The organism is Nitrospirota bacterium, assembly GCA_023229435.1.
In the GTDB taxonomy this organism is placed as follows: Bacteria; Nitrospirota; UBA9217; order UBA9217; family UBA9217; genus JALNZF01.
The window spans coordinates 1-16,688 of sequence record JALNZF010000026.1 but is presented as its reverse complement, the minus strand read 5'-3'; the positions used below and the strand labels follow the sequence as shown (position 1 = coordinate 16,688).

The following is a 16,688-nucleotide window of genomic DNA, read 5'->3' as shown; positions in this document are numbered from 1 at the left end:
CCGGTCTTGAAAGAAGACCGGGGATTTTTTGTGTTTTGCAATAGTACAAAGGAATAGGAAAGCGGAAAGGGGTGCGATTCCCCTGCTGTCGCGCAACTGTGATGGAAACGAAAGCCGTGATTGCCACTGTCCCGCCTTTGGCGGGACGGGAAGGCCGGCGAGTAGGTTGTCCTAAGCCAGGAGACGTCTTATTCCAATCTTCGCGTACAAGGAGAAATGATCATGGCCATAATATTATTCACGGTGTTGTCATAGAAAAGTAGATGTGCGAGAAGTACCGGGTAAGGGCGAAAACAGGAATAGGTGCTTTTAAGCCGTTCATATACCTGTTCTCAAGAAACATGCGCGCCATCTATTGACGAACTGAATAATTTCAAGGGGTAAAGCTATGACAACACAAATAGAGCACGCCCGCAAAGGGTTTGTAACTTCGCAGATGAAAACTGTCGCTGCTGCGGAGGATGTATCCGCTGATTTCATCAGGGCAATGGTCTCAGAGGGGAAGATCGTCATTCCAGGGAACACCATAAGGAAGCCGAAGGCCGTTGGCATCGGCAAGGGGCTTCGCACTAAGGTGAATGCATCGATCGGCACGTCATCGGACATCATCGACTACGCGGCGGAGGTTAGAAAAGCGATAATCGCAGAGTCAGCAGGTGCGGACACGCTCATGGAGCTCTCCGTGGGCGGCGACCTGGACCGCGTACGGCACGAGGTGATAGCGGCGGTGGAACTTCCGGTCGGGAACGTCCCTCTGTACCAGGCCTTCTGCGAGGCCGGCCGGAAGTACGGAGATCCGAACAAACTCGACGAAGAAATGCTTTTTGACCTGATCGAACAGCAGTGTGCAGACGGCATCGCTTTCATGGCGGTTCACTGCGGTATCAACCTCTATACCATTGAGCGCCTGAGAAAGCAGGGATACCGCTACGGCGGCCTGGTGAGCAAGGGCGGGGTCAGCATGGTGGCATGGATGCTTGCCAATAAAAGGGAGAATCCATTGTACGAGAAATTCGATCGAGTCGTCTCTATCCTGAAAAAATACGACGTTGTCCTGTCCCTCGGCAACGGTCTCAGGGCAGGGGCGATTCATGATTCATCCGACCGGGCGCAGATCCAGGAGTTGGTCATCAACTGTGAACTGGCTGAGATCGGCAGGGAGATGGGATGCCAGATGCTTGTGGAAGGTCCGGGGCACGTTCCTTTGGACGAGATCGAGGGGAACATTCAGCTTCAAAAAAGGATGAGCAACGGCGCTCCCTATTATATGCTGGGTCCCATAACCACTGATGTTGCACCGGGGTTCGATCATATCACGGCAGCCATCGGCGCAGCGCAGTCGAGCCGATACGGCGCGGACCTGATCTGCTATATCACCCCTGCCGAGCACCTCGCTTTGCCGAATGAGGACGACGTGCGCCAGGGCGTACAGGCGGCAAAGATCGCCGCATATATCGGCGACATGAACAAATATCCCGAGAAGTGCAGGGAGCGCGACAGGGAGATGAGCAAGGCGAGAAGGGACCTCGATTGGGAAAAGCAGTTCAAGCTCGCGCTCTATCCTGAAGAGGCAAAGGCGATCCGCAAAAGCCGCATGCCCGAGCATGAGGATTCCTGCACCATGTGCGGGAGCTTCTGCGCCGCAAAAGGGGCTGCAAAGCTTTTTTCCGAAGACCTGCAATTGAGCGGAAAGGCATGATGCATTAACACAATTTTATACTCTTAAGGGAGAACAGACCATGAATTCGGTTAAAGGCGATATTAACGATATTAAGAAAAGAACAGCAGGCAAAGAAACTGCTTCCGGAGCGCAGGCGTTCAGTGACATTCGCAGCAGGATACAACCCGTGCAATCATCGCTCTACGATGTTGCGCAGAAGCGGCTGGACAGTCTGACGAAGCCGCTGGGAAGCCTCGGAAGGCTCGAGGAGTTTGCGCGCAGGATCGTGGCGATCACCGGGGACACGATGCCGATGCTGGACAAAAAGGTCATATTTACGTTCGCGGGAGACCACGGCGTCACGGCGGACGGCGTCTCAGCGTTCCCCAAGGAGGTCACGCCGCAGATGGTGTTCAACTTCTTGCGCGGCGGTGCGGGGATCAATGTGCTGGCGCGCCATGCAGGAGCTGAGGTCGTGGTGGTGGACATCGGTGTGGATCACGACTTCGGTGATACGCCCGGGCTGATGTCGCGGAAGGTCGTGCACGGCACGAAGAACATGCGCATTGGTCCCGCCATGACGCGGGCCGAGGCGGAGCAGTGCCTCCAGGTCGGGATCGACCTCGCGCGGGAATACGCGAAGAAGGGCTACCGCATTTTCGGCACTGGTGACATGGGGATCGGCAACACCACGCCGTCAAGCGCCATTGCGTCGGTGTTGACCAGCACGCCGGTGAAGAACGTGACGGGCAGGGGCACGGGGATCGACGATGCAGGTCTCCAGCGAAAGATAGCGGTCATCGAGGAGAGCATTGCGCTGAACCGGCCCGATTCGAAAGACCCCATCGACGTGCTCGCCAAGGTGGGCGGCGCGGAGATCGGCGGCATTGCGGGGCTCATCCTGGGCGCGGCGGCGGAGCGGATCCCCGTCATTATCGACGGGTTCATTTCCACGGCCGGGGCGATGATCGCTTATGAGATCGAACCGGCGACGGTGGATTATATGTTCTCGGCACATTTCTCGGTCGAGCAGGGGCAACGTGCCATGCTCGGGAAGATGGGTCTGGTGCCGATCCTCGATTTCTCGCTCCGGCTGGGCGAGGGTACGGGCGCGGCGCTGGCAATGCAGATGATCGAGGCGGGCGTCAAGATCTATCGCGAAATGGCCACCTTCGGCGAGGCAGGGGTATCGGAGAAGGAAGCAGGATCGTAATGCAACGGTAAAGATAAGGGCGGGAAGAAGCTTTTCGCGCAAAGTCGCCAGGTCGTAAAGAAAGAGTGTTCTCTGAAAAGGGGTCCGGTTTTCCTTTGCGCGCTTTGCGGCTTTGCGTGAGCCGATCTTGAAAGCTGAAAATAGAAAAGGAGAAGTTGTGGCAAAAGCCCTCATGATTCAGGGCACGGGGTCCGGCGCGGGCAAGAGCCTGGTCGCAGCCGCGTTCTGCAGGATCTTCAGTGATATGGGGATCAAGGTCGCGCCGTTCAAGGCGCAGAACATGGCGCTGAACTCCTCCATCACCGCTGAGGGCGGAGAGATCGGGAGGGCGCAGGCGCTCCAAGCGCGGGCGGCCCGGGTCGATACTTTGAACGACATGAATCCCGTGCTGCTCAAGGTGTCCGGCAACGGCGGGTCACAGGTCATCATCCACGGCAGGGTCCACGCCGTGATGAAGGCGCGGGAGTACTATGCGTTCCGCGACCAGGCATGGAAGGCGGTGACTGCGTCCTACGCCCGGCTCGCGGAACAGCACGACCTGATCGTGCTCGAAGGCGCGGGTAGCCCGGCGGAGATCAACCTCCTGGATGTGGACATCGTGAACATGGCCATGGCAAAGCACGCAAAGGCGCCGGTGTTGCTCGTGGCGGACATTGACAAGGGCGGCGTGTTCGCGTCGCTCTACGGCACGGTCAAACTGCTCGGCCGGGACAGCAGGCATATCAAGGCCTTCATCATCAACAAGTTCCGGGGCGACAAGACTATCCTTGATCCCGGCCTCGACATGATCAGGAAGAAAGCGGGCAGGCCCGTGATCGGTGTACTGCCCTATGTCACGGACCTGGGGCTTCCGGAGGAGGATGGTTTGGCGCTTGCCCGGAGTGCCGAGTGCGGAGTGCGGAGTACGGAGGGAAAGGCCGTAAAAATCGTCATCGTGAGGCTGAAGTATATTTCGAACTTTACTGATTTTGATCCGCTTGCGCTCGAACCGGATACGGAGGTGGTGTATTCGGACAGTTCTTCGGAGATCGAGAGCGCGGACCTGGTCATCCTGCCGGGATCGAAGAACACGGTCATTGATCTGCTCCTCCTGAAGGAGAAGGGGCTTGTTGAATCCATCCGGAGGGCCTATGACCGGGGAACGGAAGTCATCGGCATCTGCGGCGGTTATCAGATGCTCGGTAGACGGATCGATGATCCTTCTGAAGCCGAGAGCAATCACCGGAGCATCGAGGGCATCGGCTTGTTGAACATCGAGACGACCTTCGGAAAAGATAAAGTGACCAGCCGCGCGGAAGCGGAAATCGTGGGAAGTACGGAGTTCGGAGTGCGGAGTGCGGAGTGGAACGACAAGGAAATTCTTAAGGGGTACGAGATCCACATGGGTGCAAGCAGCGGCGACATCGGTCTGTTCAAAGTAAGAAGAACAGATGTTGATTCCGCACTCGGCACTCCGAACTCCGAATTCGTCCTCGACGGTTCGATGAACAAAAACTGCTGGGGCACCTATCTCCATGGGATTTTCGACAACGATCTGTTCCGGCGGGACATCATCGATCACATCAGAAAAAAGAAGGGGTTGCCGCCCGGTGAGAGCGGCGTACAGTTCCAACAGTATCAGGAGAAGGCCCTGGACCGGCTGGCCGCGATCGTGCGGGAACATGTGGACATGGAATTTGTCCGGGGGATGCTGAAACTATGATCAGCGCGACAGTCCTGCTGCTGGCGTTCGGGCTTGATCTTCTGATCGGAGATCCCCGCTGGCTGCCCCATCCGGTCAGGTTCATCGGCAGCGCCATCAGCACGATGGAGAGACTCCTCCGGCGCTCAGTCTCCTCTCCCTCGGCTGAGCGGGCAGCCGGCATCGTGCTGGTTCTGGCGATCGTGGCGCCGGTCTATTTTCTTACCGACGTCGTTGTGCTGATGCTGAACCGTTTTTCGGATCAGGTGTCCATCCTTGCCGGGACCGCGGCGCTGGTCGTGCTCACGGCAACGACGATTGCCACTCAGGACCTCCTTCGGTCGGCCGGACTCGTGATCTCGTCGATCAGGGAGGGAAGTCTGGAGGCGGCGCGGAAGCACGTGAGCATGATCGTGGGACGCGACACCGGCGGGCTTTCGGAGCAGGGCGTGCTGAGGGCAACGATCGAGACGCTGGCGGAGAATCTTTCGGACGGGATCGTCGCGCCGCTTTTCTACCTTGCGCTCGGCGGGCTTCCTCTTGCCATGGCTTACAAGGCGATCAACACGCTCGACTCCATGGTGGGGTACAAGAACGACCAATATCGCTATTTCGGCTGGGCTGCGGCCAGGGTCGATGATGCCGCGAACTACCTGCCTGCGCGGATCACGGGCCTGATCATCGCGGTGGCCGCATTCCTGAGCGCGTGCGTGAAGAATACGGTGAACGGCGTCGCGGCTTGGCGCAGGTCGCTTGCGATCATGGCCCGCGACGGCGGGAAGCACTCCAGCCCGAACAGCGGCGTACCCGAAGCGTCCATGGCCGGAGCGCTCGGCGTGACGCTCGGAGGTCCCAACTGGTACAACGGGGTATTGAGCGACAAACCGGTAATTGGCGATCCCGGTCGGGAAGATTATCTTTTGGCGTCGGACGAGGCCATGACGCTGGTGAAGGTCTCCGCAATAATCGCGGCTGCCCTGGCCGGGGCAACGATTGCAGCGCGGGGAATGTCATGACGGGACATGGCGGCAATGTTTTCCAGGCATCGTTAGAGACCGGTATCCCGGTGAGCGAGCTGCTGGACTTCAGCGCGTCGATCAATCCCCTCGGCGTACCGGATTCCGTTGCCGCGGTGATCCGGGAGAACATCGGGTTGCTGGTCCATTATCCGGACCCCTTTGCCGACGGCATCAGCCGGGACCTGTCGCAGCACCTGGGGGTGCCTGCGCGAAGCCTTGTCTGCGGCAACGGCAGCACGGAACTGATCTATCTCCTCGTTCGGGCTCTTCGGCCGGGGCGCGTAATGATCCCCGCGCCCACCTTCTCGGAATATGAGCGTGCCTGTGTCCTGAACGAGGGCGCGTCCTGCACCCGCTACGACTTGTCTTCGCAGGACGGCTTCGCGATCGATCTCGGACAGTTCATCGCGGCCATGGCGGGATGCAATATGGCATTCCTGTGCAACCCGAACAATCCCACCGGCAGGCTGGTGGAGCGGGAGGCTGTGCTCGACCTCGTCCGGGCGGCGAAGCGCGCGGACTGTCTCCTCGTGTTGGACGAGGCGTTCATTGATTTCATGCCGGACCAGTCGCTGGTGAAAGACGTGGAGGGAAATTCCCACCTGATCGTGCTGCGGTCGCTCACCAAGTTCTATGCACTCTCAGGCCTCCGGATAGGTTACGGCATTTTCCCGGACCAGATCATTCAGCGGATCAGGGGTCACAAGGAGCCATGGACCGTAAACACGCTGGCTCAATTGGCCGCTGCGACGGCGATCAGGGACCGGGCATACCAGGAGCAGACGACGACGGTGATCTCCGCGGAGAAGAAATACTTCGAACAGAGCTTCCGGGACCTCGGCATTGAGTTCTTCCCCGCGTCAGCGAACTACTATCTGCTCAGGATCTCCCGAGGGAAAGAGGTGGCATCGGCGCTCAGGAAGAAGGGGATCCTGGTGAGGGACTGCTCGAACTTCGCCGGCCTCGACGGGTCCTATGTGCGCGTTGCTGTTCGGTCGCGGAAGGAGAACAGCCGGCTGTTGCAGGAACTGGGGGAGCTATGCGCGGGATAGTCATCGCGGGGACACACAGCGGGTGCGGCAAGACGACCGTGACGCTCGGCATCATGGCGGCCCTGCGGAAACGCAGGCTCGCGGTCCAGCCTTTTAAAGCCGGACCGGACTTCATTGATGCGGGCCTGCATCGGCTTGTCGCGGACAGACCGTCCCGAAATCTGGACCTGTGGATGTGCGGCCAGGACTATGTGACCCGGTGCTTCAGGAAGCATGCCGCGGATGCTGACATCGCGGTGATCGAAGGCGTCATGGGGATGCACGACGGTGACCGCAGCACGGCGTCGTTGGCAATGCTTCTGCAGGTGCCTGTTGTGCTTGTTGTTGATGCTTACGGCATGGCCGAGAGCGCAGGGGCGGTTGTGCGCGGCTTCGCCGAGTTCAGGGAAAATCCCCCCAACCCCCCTTTGGCAAAGGGGGGCGAAGGGGGATTGCATTACTCCGCACTCCGCACTCCGAACTCCACACTTTCTATCGCCGGCGTCATATTCAATCGCGTTGCTTCGGAGAGCCATTTTGCACGCCTGAGAGACAGCGTTCGTAATGTGCCTGTTCTAGGGTATCTCCCGCGCGAGATGGATTTTGAGATCCCGCACCGGCATCTCGGGTTGACAACGGCCGAGGAGAACCCTCTTGCCGACAGGGATCTCGACAAGCTTGCGGAAACAGTCCTTACGCATGTCGATGTTGACCAGCTTCTCCAGAATGCCCGGATTGAAGATGCGGATACGGATCTTGAAAGAACGGATAGCGATCATCCTTCTGCGAAGAGAGGTAAGCGCTTCACGCTTGCCGTAGCCTTTGACAAAGCATTCAGTTTCTACTATGAAGACAACCTGGATCTGCTTCGCGATGCAGGCGCCGAGATCATCCGGTTCAGTCCTCTTGCTGACATGGCCATCCCCGGCGCTGCCGACGGAGTGTATATCGGCGGCGGGTATCCCGAGCTTCATGCCGCTGCTCTGTCCGGCAATATTTCCATGTGTGAGTCCGTGCGCGCATGGGTCGATGCCGGTAAACCGCTGTATGCGGAATGCGGCGGCTTGATGTATCTTTCGCAGGGCATTCGTGACTTTGACAATGCGTTCTTTGCCATGGCAGGCGTGTTCCCCTTCGAGACGCGGATGATGAAGAAACCGCGCCTGGGCTACCGGGAAATCGTCTTGAACGAAGACTGCATTCTGGGAAGCAAGGGGGAGAAGTACCGGGGTCACGAATTCCATTATTCGGAGATCGTCGGCGATGCCTCCGGGAGCGTCTATGCAATGAGCGACAGCCGGAACAAGGTCTTCCCCACTGAAGGGTTCAGAAGGAACAATACACTGGCAAGCTATGTTCATATCCACTTCGGCAGCAACCAACGCAGGGCGGATCAATTTGCGGGTTTCATCAAAGGAGAACAAACAGCATGAAGGAAAGCATTCTGCTGCTCGGGCATGGGAGTCCGAAAAAGGACGCAAATAAACTTGACCAGATGGCTGCGATGCTGCACACGATGCTGCATGCGGGGTGCGCAGAGAATTGCGTCAAGGTAGCATACCTGCAGTTCGCGGAACCCGGCATCATGGACACCATCAAGGACAGCGTCTCAAGGGGCGCGAAAAAGGTCATTCTGCACCCGTTCTTCCTGAGCGCGGGTCTGCATGTGACCAAGGACATCCCTGAGATGATCGATGAGGCGCGGGGGCTGTATCCCGAAGTGACCTTCATCTATACCGAGCCGCTCGGCATCCACGAAAAATTGGCCCACATCGTGATGGAGCGGATCAGCGCCGCGGAGGTCCTGGCGCCCGCTGCTATTGAAAAGAGGAGCTTCGATATCCTTTCAGCGGAGGCCGACCTGAGCAGCATCCCCGCTGATCGTCTGCCTATCGTGCAGCGCGTCATCCATGCAACGGCGGATTTCGATTTCAAAGACACGCTGATGTTCCACCCGGACGCGGTCGCAGCGGGGCTTGCCGCGATCAAGGCGGGAAGGGACATTCTGACGGACGTTGAAATGGTGCGGACCGGCATCAACAAAAAGCACCTGGGCCGCTGGGGCGGAAAGGTCATCTGCAGTATTCAAAATACCGGGGCCCAGGGGGGCGGGGAACAGACGTCAGGAGTCAGGAGTAAAGAGTTCGGAGTGCGGAGTGCGGAGTTCGGAGTAAAGACAAAGGCGGAAATAGGAATAGAGACCGCGTTACGGGAAAATCATAATATCGGCATCATCGCCATCGGGAACGCGCCCACGGCGCTTATCAAGACCATAGATCTTCTGGCAAACTCCGAACTCCGAACTCCGAACTCCGAACTGCTTCTCATCGGCGTTCCCGTTGGGTTTGTGAAGGCTGTTGAATCAAAGGCGCTGCTGGCAAGCCAGTCATTTCCCTTTATCACGGCATTGGGAAGAAAGGGCGGCACGCCCGTGGCCGTGGCGATCGTGAATGCATTGTTAAAAATGGCGGAAGGGGGTGATACATAAGATAGCCGGATTGAACCAATCATAATGTGAAGTGTAAAAATCAGGGAATGATGAAGCGGAAAGGGGTGAAAAGCCCCTGCTGTCACGCAGCCGTAAAGGGAACGAAAACCCGGCAATAAAGCCACTGTCATGGGGCCACCATGATGGGAAGGCGGGTGAGTAGGCAGCCCTGAGCCGGAAGACCTCTCATTCCCACAACCTCTATGGAAGGAGAATGACATATGTCCGGAAGTGTCAGCACGATGGTCTTGGTATTGTTGTGGCCATGCATGGTTTTTGCGTCTCATCCGCTCATTACGGACGACGCAGGCACGCAGGGCAAAGGAAAGCTTCAACTCGAAGTCAATGGCGAGTATGCCCATGAAGATGAAGACGGTGTAACAGAGGATGCCATTGAAATAGCGACAATGTTGTCCTTTGGAATAGGAGACAACGTGGACGTTGTTCTTGGCATTCCCTGCCGGTATATAAGGGTAAAGGCTCCGGGAACCGCGACCGGAGAGAAGGGGCTCTCGGACACTTCCCTTGAACTAAAGTGGCGATTCTACGAAAAAGACGGTCTGAGTTTTGCCTTGAAACCCGGCCTCACCCTGCCGACGGGCGATGAGGCAAAGGGCCTGGGCGCCGGGAAGGCGACGTACGGCCTGTTTTTCATCACCACAAAGGAGCTCGAACCCTGGGTATTCCACCTCAATCTCGGATACGGAAGAAATGAAAACAAGGTTGATGAACGAGAGGAGGTCTGGCATGCATCCCTGGCATCGGAGAGAGAGCTTGTTAAAGACCTTAAAGCAGTTGCCAATATCGGCATAGAGAGAAATTCCGACAGGACTTCAAGCACCCATCCCGCGTTTATCCTGGGCGGCTTAATCTATTCCCTGTCTGAGGGTCTCGATGTGGATTTCGGCGTCAAAGGGGGGCTTAACAAGCCTGAGACGGATTATTCGATCCTTGCGGGAGCAGCGCTGAGATTTTGAGGAGGGGAAAATGAGAATTCAAAATTCAAAATTCAAAATTCAAAAGTATAGATTTATTCTTTTTCTATTTACCGTATACTGTCTCCTGGTTACTGTTCAGGACGCGCATGCCATGCACATTTCCGAAGGCATCCTCCCCTTTAACTGGGCGGCCTTCTGGTTTGTCGTTGCCGTGCCGTTTGCCGGATATGGGTTATACAGGCTGAGGAAGATGTCAGAGGCGGATCTGTCATTCAAGCCCCTCGTCGGCCTCATGGCGGCGGTGGTGTTCATCATCTCGTGCATGCCCGTGCCGGTGCCTACGGCGGGCACCTGTTCGCATCCGGCAGGAACGGGCATTTCGGGGATACTGCTCGGCCCCGGCGTCAGCACGCTCGTTGCGGCTGCGGCGCTTCTGATCCAGGCGCTTTTTCTGGCGCACGGGGGCCTGAGCACGCTCGGCGCGAACGTCGTTTCCATGGGAGTCATGGGATCATTTGCCGGCTATCTGACGTTCCGCACACTGCGCTCGGTAAAGATCAATATGGCGGTTGCGGGCTTCATGGCTGGGCTGTTCGCCGACTGGGCAACGTATCTCACTACCTCGGTCGAGCTTGCCTCGGGCATACGGGGGGACTCGCCATTCCTGCCGCTTTTCTGGAAGATCCTCATCGCCTTCATTCCCACACAACTTCCCTTGGGGATCCTTGAAGGGGCAATGACGGCGGGAATGGTCGTTCTTCTCTATAAGAAGAGGCCTGATTTGCTTGTAAAGATGAGGGTCATCAAGGCAGAGGAGGTGGGGGCATGAAATGCGGAAGGCGGATTGCGGATTGCGGAGTTAAAATCAGGCAGTTGTTATGCCCGGCTATTATTGTGTTGATGAGTATCGTCTGTTACGTATCTCCCGTAAGCGCAGCGGAAAAATGGCCGGGTGTCGACGAATCGGTCGTCGAAAAATACGCCAAAGAACACGGCAGGGAGGCGCACGAGCCGTTGATCAATACGGACCAGGGCGATCTCCTGCTGTTCGTATTTCTCCTTGCGGGAACGGTAGGGGGATTCGTTGCGGGATACTCCTGGCGGATACTGATGAATGAAAAAGCGCCGGCAACCACAAGAGAAAAAAAATAACAGCCTGACGATCCGGTAGATGCACGGCCTGCTTTTCCCGGCAGCTCGCGCATCCACCACCTTGCAAGGAAAACTGAATGCACATTTTATCTGAATATGTTAAGCACGAGCATTTGCTCACAAAAGTTGATGCGAGAGTAAAGCTCCTTGCAGCCCTGGCCGTTCTTATGATGGTATTGAGCTATACGGGGTTCGCCTTTCCGATGCTGATAACGCTCTTTTGTCTTTTCCTCTGCATCAGGATGCGGATACCATTCCGCGCGCTTGTTCTGAGATTTTCCGAGCCCCTGTTCATTGCCGCCATCGTGCTTTTATTGAAACTCTTCTTTTCCGGACAGGATGCGCTCTTTTCCCTGAACATCTTCGGCGCTGAGGTCGTGGGTCACCGGGATGGTCTTCGTGAAGGACTGCTCATCGGGACCAGGATCATCGGCGCTGTATCCATCGTTGCCGTACTGGGATTCTCAACTCCCTTTACTGAATTTATGGCGGGCCTTTCATGGTTCAGGGTCCCGAAGGGATTTATCGAGATATTGATGTTCGCCTATCGCTATATCTTTGTTCTTTTTGAGGATGCGCAGGTCATCTATCAGGCGCAGAAAAACCGGCTGGGCTATTCAAACGTCAGGCGGGGCTTGAACTCGTTCGGTACGCTGGCAGGGTCCCTGACGATCAGGGCCTTTGACAACAGCCAGAACACCACCGTTGCCATGGTCCAGCGGGGGTATGACGGCGCCATGCCGATGCGCATGCACAAGTCGTTTAAATCATCGGAGCTCTTCGCTTCAGCGCTCTTGCTCCTGGCCATGGGTGTGTTATGGAAAATATGACAAGGGGTCAGGGGTCAGGGGTCAGGGGTCAGAAGAGCGCGGATGTTCGCTTGTCGGTTGCCATCGATATCTTTGCTTACGCCGACGGGACACAGGCGCTTGGCGGCATTGCGCTCGAGGTGCGGAAAGGGGAGTTCGTCGGCATCCTGGGATCGAACGGTTCCGGGAAGACGACCCTCCTCAAGGTCATGGACGGACTGATGAAAGAGTACAAAGGCATGGTCCTTCTTGATGGGGCGGACGTGCGAAAACTCTCGCCAAAGCAGATCTATCAAAAGGTCGGCCTCGTGTTCCAGAACCCTGACGACCAGCTCTTTGCTCCAACGGTATTTGAAGATGTTGCCTTCGGCCCTCTGAACATGGGCTTTGAAAAGGATGAGGTTGCCCGCCGTGTGGCCGGTGCGCTCCATGCCGTGGACATGGACGCTTTCGCGAAAAAGTCGATCCATCACCTGAGCTTCGGCCAGAAGAAACGCATCTGCATCGCCGGGCTCCTGGCCATGGGGCATGAGATACTGCTGCTCGACGAGCCGACCGCGGGCCTGGACCCCATGGGCGAGTACAAAATGATGGACCTGCTGACAAAACTGAACAAAGAGCAGGGGGTGACCGTGGTCATGGCGACCCACAGTGTTGACCTCGTTCCGCTCTTCCTCGACCGTCTTTACATCCTGAGCAAGGGGAGGATCGTGCGCAGCGGTTCGCCTGCTGAAGTATTCACAGCACCTGAAGAGATGGCGCAGGTGAAACTCAGGTTGCCTCAGATAGCCGAGCTGATCTACCGGCTCAAGAACGAAGACGGGGTTCCTTTTGAGAAGATCCCGCTCACCGTCGGGGAGGCGAGAAGAGAAATATTGAAAACTCTCACGTCGTGAATGAAAGGAGGTGAAATAATTTGAAAAATACCAAAAACAGCGCTGAAAAGAAGACAAAGGCCGACGTCATATCGTACCACCTCAAATGCGTAAAGACAGCCAACGGTTTGACCCATTTCGTGATGTATGGGGATGTCCCGAACAAGAAGATGCCGTTATAAAATAAGGCTGCCTTAAGGGCAAAACAGCCTGGCAACGCCAGGCTGTTTTGCCTATTTTGAAAATATTAAAAAGGAGCAAGGATATGAAGGGAATTCAAAGAGGTCTTTCTTTTTCTGATATTAACACTGACTGGAAGTTGGCGCTCGATGCCGACAACGTATTCTGGGGACTTGTGCCGAAAAAAGATAATGGGGATTTCCTGATGCCGGAAGACCTGATAACACTGTACAAAGAGAAAAGAAGCTATCTGGATAAAGAGCTTCATGATTTCAGATTTAATGCGGACTTAAATTGCATATATATAGATCCTACCGACAGATGTAATGCCAACTGCACCTACTGTTACATCCCCGCCGCGATAAGAAAACAGGGCGGCCAGATGACAGGGAAGGAACTCAATACCGTATTGGAAAAGATTGCGGTATATTTCAAGGAATCACGAAAAAAACCTGTAATCGTCTTTCATGCCGCTGAACCGCTGTTGGTGAAGGATATACTGTTTGACTCCATAAAAAAATTCAGCGGTAAATTCGTTTTCGGAATTCAGACAAATGCGCTCCTTCTCGAAAAAGGGGACGTGGAGTTTATGAAAAACTACAGGGTAGGCGTTGGTATATCACTTGACGCACCTGATGCTCATACAAACAATCTTTCAAGGGTAACGGCAAAAGGCGGAGGCAATTTTGAGAAAGCTGTCCAGGCGTTAGACTGGTTTAAAGGTTATGAAGGGTTGAATGTAATATCGACTGTCACTAAATACAATGTCAGTAAACTCTCAGAGCAGGTAAAATTTCTTCATAAGAAAAAAATCTCCTGCGTACTTTTAAACCCTGTAAGGGTGACGCAAAAACAGGCATTGAAACAAAAGCCCGATGAAATGGAGTTTGCGGAAGAATTAATAAGGGCTGTTGAGACGGCGATTGATCTGACAAAAAGATCAGGCAGACAGATCGTTGTGGGCAATTTTGCCAATGTCATTCTATCGATAATATCGCCTGCCGCCAGGCGCATGATGTGTGACATCTCTCCTTGCGGCGGAGGCAGAACATTTCTTACAATCACCGCAAACGGCGACATGGTTCCTTGCGGCGAGTTTATCAGCTTCAAAAAATTCTCAGGTGGAAACATTTTCAAGACATCGATTGAAAAGGCGATGAATTCAAAGCCCTTCAAGGAAATCCGCACGAGGACCGTAGAGAAGATCGTCGAATGCAGCACATGCGACTTCAGACACCTATGCGGTTCGCCTTGCCCTGCCGAGATGTACGCCCGGGGTGATATGTACCGGAAGGCGGAGTTTTGCGAGTTTTACAAAGAGATAATAAAATATGCCTTTAAATTAATATCAGAAGATAAAGTCCCGTATCTCCTGAGGGAAGGCTCTCTGCAACAGATGCAATATGAGTACCACTATGCGTAGAGGGTATGTCCAGGTCTACACCGGCAGCGGCAAGGGCAAGACCACGGCGGCATTGGGGCTCGCCGTCAGGGCCGCCGGAGCAGGGCTTAAGGTATTCATTGCTCAGTTCATTAAACAAAAGAAGTGCAGCGAACATGCCTTGCTCGAAGAGCTTAGTGACCGGATAACGGTTAAGCAGTACGGCAAAGGCCTCATCATGAAACGAAAACCGTCTCCTGCTGATATCAAGGCTGCTCAGACGGGATACGAGGAAGTCAAAAACATTCTTCTTTCGAAAGAATACGACGTGGTGATTCTCGACGAGGCGAACGTGGCTGCCCATTACGGGTTGATCACGGTGCGGGACCTGCTCGACCTGATCGAGGGAAAGCCCAAGGGCGTCGAGCTGGTGATCACCGGGCGCTATGCGGACCAGAAGGTCATGGATTCGGCGGACCTGGTGACGGAGATGCGGGAGATCAAACATTACAGCAAACAGGGAGTGCAGGCGCGGCGTGGAATCGAAAAGTAAAAAACTCCGGTCCGGATTTACTACCGGCGCGTGCGCGGCGGCAGCGGCAAAAGCGGCGGCGATGATGCTGTTGCGGAATTACCCCTCCCCCCAGCCCTCTCCCGCAAGGTGCGAGGGAGTTTTTCATCCTCTCCCCAGCGAGGGAGAGGAACGAGGTGAGGGGGTGGTCTTCTTTCAAAGTGTAGAAATCCCATTTCCGGACGGCAGCAGGGTGCGGTTTAACGTTCATCACTCCGAACTCCGAACTCACGACTCCAAACTGGTTGCAACCGCTTCCGTGATCAAGGACGCGGGCGATGACCCGGACATCACGAACGGCGCGGAGATCGTGGCATCAGTGCGGAGTTCGGAGTGTGGAGTGCGGAGTGAAGATTCCAAAATCATAATAAAAGGCGGCAAAGGTGTTGGGACCGTGACCAAGCCGGGCCTCGCGATTCCTATTGGCGAGCCAGCGATCAACCCGGTGCCCAGGAAAATGATCCGGGAGGCTGTGATGGAGGCGGTGGAGGAGTGCGGAGTGAAGAAGCCGCACGTGATCGTGACCATTTCGGTTCCGCAGGGGGAGAAACTTGCGAAAAAGACCCTGAATCATCGGCTTGGCATAGTTGGCGGCATATCGATCCTCGGCACCACCGGCATCGTGAGGCCCCTTTCCGAGGCGGCCTGGACAGCGACCATTACCGCGTCCTTTGATGTGGCCAAGGCGCTCGGTCTGACCGAGGTCGTGCTATCCACCGGCAGGACGTCGGAGAAAGCCCATCAGCGGAAGTACGGCCTGCCCGTGGAGGCCTATGCCATGATGGGCGATTACACGGAATTTTCGCTGCGCGATGCGGCGAAACACGGATTCAGCAAAGTACACCTCTGCGCCCAGTGGGCCAAAATGATCAAGATCGCCATGGCCACGCCGCAGACCCATGTGCGCCACGGGGCGCTGGAGGCGGAAGCAGCGAGGGATTTTTTGATCAGACTCGGCATAGGTCTGCCAAAAGACGCATCGTACAATACGTCGAGGGAGATATTTGAATTCATTACCAATGACACCCTCTCCTTCAACCCATCCCCACCCAACCTCCCCTTGAAGGGGAGGCTTATTGATCCGAACTCCGCGCTTTACGCGGTCTGTGCCGCGGCGCGGAGCTACTGCGTGAAGGAGACGGGCGGCGTGCCCGTTTCGATCCATCTCGTGTCCTATGAAGGAGAGCTCGTTGCGGAAAGCGAATAAGCTGCATCTCATCGGGATCGGATACCGGCCGCTCGGGAAACAGGCGCGGGAGCTCGTCAGTAAGGCGGACGTGCTCCTCGCTTCGTCGCGGCTGCTTGAGGTCTTCAAGCGGTATGAGGAATACGATACGGTCAAGGAACGCATCACGGTCATAAGCAAAGTGCCCGAGACGATCTCGTTTATCCGGGATTGGTTTTCTCGATCCGCAATCCGCAATCCGCAATCCGCAATGCCGTCTATCGTTCTTCTCGCCTCGGGCGATCCCTTTTTCTTCGGCATCGGCAGGAGGATGGTTGAGGAGTTCGGAAAGGAGCGGCTCGAGGTCATTCCCGACCTGTCGAGCATGCAGGTGGCCTTTGCGCGGATCAATGAGCCTTGGGACGACGCGTTCTGCATCAGCGTTCACGGTGGGCCTGATATCGCGAAGCGGCGTGGATTGCCGTACGAGGTCAAAGATATTCCCTGGCTCTGTGAGAAACATGC

17 protein-coding genes and 2 riboswitches are annotated in these 16,688 nt (G+C 55.9%); all 17 genes read left to right on the top strand.

The window, feature by feature from the left end:
* The first annotated feature begins 24 nt into the window (after positions 1-24).
* Positions 25-208, top strand: a riboswitch (cobalamin riboswitch).
* 180 nt (positions 209-388) lie between these two features.
* Positions 389-1,699, top strand: coding sequence for a phosphomethylpyrimidine synthase ThiC (thiC, locus tag M0R70_13980; protein ID MCK9420475.1), 1,311 nt, complete (start codon positions 389-391; stop codon positions 1,697-1,699).
* Positions 1,700-1,739: 40 nt separating this feature from the next.
* Positions 1,740-2,873, top strand: a complete 1,134-nt coding sequence (gene cobT / locus M0R70_13975; protein ID MCK9420474.1) for a nicotinate-nucleotide--dimethylbenzimidazole phosphoribosyltransferase — start codon at positions 1,740-1,742, stop codon at positions 2,871-2,873.
* Between the two features lie 157 nt (positions 2,874-3,030).
* Positions 3,031-4,575, top strand: coding sequence for a cobyric acid synthase (locus M0R70_13970; protein ID MCK9420473.1), 1,545 nt, complete (start codon positions 3,031-3,033; stop codon positions 4,573-4,575).
* Positions 4,572-5,570 (top strand): adenosylcobinamide-phosphate synthase CbiB, encoded by a 999-nt coding sequence (gene cbiB / locus M0R70_13965; protein ID MCK9420472.1) that lies wholly within the window; start codon positions 4,572-4,574, stop codon positions 5,568-5,570. The genes M0R70_13970 and cbiB overlap by 4 nt, the downstream gene beginning before the upstream one ends.
* Positions 5,567-6,625, top strand: a complete 1,059-nt coding sequence (cobD, locus tag M0R70_13960) for a threonine-phosphate decarboxylase CobD (GenBank protein ID MCK9420471.1) — start codon at positions 5,567-5,569, stop codon at positions 6,623-6,625. Before cbiB ends, cobD begins: the two co-directional genes overlap by 4 nt.
* A complete protein-coding gene (locus M0R70_13955) occupies positions 6,613-8,037 on the top strand; it encodes a cobyrinate a,c-diamide synthase (GenBank protein ID MCK9420470.1) in 1,425 nt (474 codons plus the stop codon). The genes cobD and M0R70_13955 overlap by 13 nt, the downstream gene beginning before the upstream one ends.
* Positions 8,034-9,092, top strand: a complete 1,059-nt coding sequence (locus tag M0R70_13950) for a precorrin-8X methylmutase (GenBank protein MCK9420469.1) — start codon at positions 8,034-8,036, stop codon at positions 9,090-9,092. Before M0R70_13955 ends, M0R70_13950 begins: the two co-directional genes overlap by 4 nt.
* A gap of 18 nt (positions 9,093-9,110) precedes the next feature.
* Positions 9,111-9,297: riboswitch (cobalamin riboswitch) on the top strand.
* Between the two features lie 16 nt (positions 9,298-9,313).
* Positions 9,314-10,069, top strand: coding sequence for a transporter (locus tag M0R70_13945; GenBank protein MCK9420468.1), 756 nt, complete (start codon positions 9,314-9,316; stop codon positions 10,067-10,069).
* A gap of 10 nt (positions 10,070-10,079) precedes the next feature.
* Positions 10,080-10,859 carry an energy-coupling factor ABC transporter permease gene (locus M0R70_13940; protein MCK9420467.1) on the top strand — a complete coding sequence of 260 codons (780 nt, stop codon included), beginning with the start codon at positions 10,080-10,082 and terminating at the stop codon, positions 10,857-10,859.
* Complete coding sequence (locus tag M0R70_13935; GenBank protein ID MCK9420466.1) at positions 10,856-11,182, top strand: cobalt ABC transporter permease; 327 nt, start codon at positions 10,856-10,858, stop codon at positions 11,180-11,182. Before M0R70_13940 ends, M0R70_13935 begins: the two co-directional genes overlap by 4 nt.
* Before the next feature lie 77 nt (positions 11,183-11,259).
* The gene (gene cbiQ / locus M0R70_13930) at positions 11,260-12,012 is read left to right on the top strand and encodes a cobalt ECF transporter T component CbiQ (protein MCK9420465.1); all 753 of its coding nucleotides are present in this window, start codon (positions 11,260-11,262) and stop codon (positions 12,010-12,012) included.
* Entirely contained in the window at positions 12,009-12,887 is an 879-nt protein-coding gene (locus tag M0R70_13925; GenBank protein ID MCK9420464.1) for an ATP-binding cassette domain-containing protein, read from the top strand. The genes cbiQ and M0R70_13925 overlap by 4 nt, the downstream gene beginning before the upstream one ends.
* Positions 12,888-12,907: 20 nt before the next feature.
* On the top strand, positions 12,908-13,048 hold the full coding sequence (locus tag M0R70_13920; protein ID MCK9420463.1) for a hypothetical protein: 141 nt from the start codon (positions 12,908-12,910) through the stop codon (positions 13,046-13,048).
* An 83-nt stretch (positions 13,049-13,131) separates the two neighbouring features.
* A complete protein-coding gene (gene cbpB, locus M0R70_13915) occupies positions 13,132-14,469 on the top strand; it encodes a peptide-modifying radical SAM enzyme CbpB (protein MCK9420462.1) in 1,338 nt (445 codons plus the stop codon).
* Entirely contained in the window at positions 14,462-14,980 is a 519-nt protein-coding gene (cobO, locus tag M0R70_13910; protein ID MCK9420461.1) for a cob(I)yrinic acid a,c-diamide adenosyltransferase, read from the top strand. Before cbpB ends, cobO begins: the two co-directional genes overlap by 8 nt.
* Positions 14,964-16,205, top strand: coding sequence for a cobalt-precorrin-5B (C(1))-methyltransferase CbiD (cbiD, locus tag M0R70_13905; protein ID MCK9420460.1), 1,242 nt, complete (start codon positions 14,964-14,966; stop codon positions 16,203-16,205). Before cobO ends, cbiD begins: the two co-directional genes overlap by 17 nt.
* Positions 16,189-16,688, top strand: a 500-nt coding sequence (gene cbiE, locus M0R70_13900; protein MCK9420459.1) for a precorrin-6y C5,15-methyltransferase (decarboxylating) subunit CbiE, incomplete at its 3' end; no start/stop codon positions are given. The genes cbiD and cbiE, both read left to right, overlap by 17 nt.

Coding starts and splice junctions, on each gene's coding strand:
- thiC (MCK9420475.1), top strand. CDS start 389: ATGACAACACAAATAGAGCACGCCCGCAAAGGGTTTGTAACTTCGCAG.
- cobT (MCK9420474.1), top strand. CDS start 1,740: ATGAATTCGGTTAAAGGCGATATTAACGATATTAAGAAAAGAACAGCA.
- cbiB (MCK9420472.1), top strand. CDS start 4,572: ATGATCAGCGCGACAGTCCTGCTGCTGGCGTTCGGGCTTGATCTTCTG.
- cobD (MCK9420471.1), top strand. CDS start 5,567: ATGACGGGACATGGCGGCAATGTTTTCCAGGCATCGTTAGAGACCGGT.
- M0R70_13955 (MCK9420470.1), top strand. CDS start 6,613: ATGCGCGGGATAGTCATCGCGGGGACACACAGCGGGTGCGGCAAGACG.
- M0R70_13950 (MCK9420469.1), top strand. CDS start 8,034: ATGAAGGAAAGCATTCTGCTGCTCGGGCATGGGAGTCCGAAAAAGGAC.
- M0R70_13945 (MCK9420468.1), top strand. CDS start 9,314: ATGTCCGGAAGTGTCAGCACGATGGTCTTGGTATTGTTGTGGCCATGC.
- M0R70_13940 (MCK9420467.1), top strand. CDS start 10,080: ATGAGAATTCAAAATTCAAAATTCAAAATTCAAAAGTATAGATTTATT.
- M0R70_13935 (MCK9420466.1), top strand. CDS start 10,856: ATGAAATGCGGAAGGCGGATTGCGGATTGCGGAGTTAAAATCAGGCAG.
- cbiQ (MCK9420465.1), top strand. CDS start 11,260: ATGCACATTTTATCTGAATATGTTAAGCACGAGCATTTGCTCACAAAA.
- M0R70_13925 (MCK9420464.1), top strand. CDS start 12,009: ATGACAAGGGGTCAGGGGTCAGGGGTCAGGGGTCAGAAGAGCGCGGAT.
- cbpB (MCK9420462.1), top strand. CDS start 13,132: ATGAAGGGAATTCAAAGAGGTCTTTCTTTTTCTGATATTAACACTGAC.
- cobO (MCK9420461.1), top strand. CDS start 14,462: ATGCGTAGAGGGTATGTCCAGGTCTACACCGGCAGCGGCAAGGGCAAG.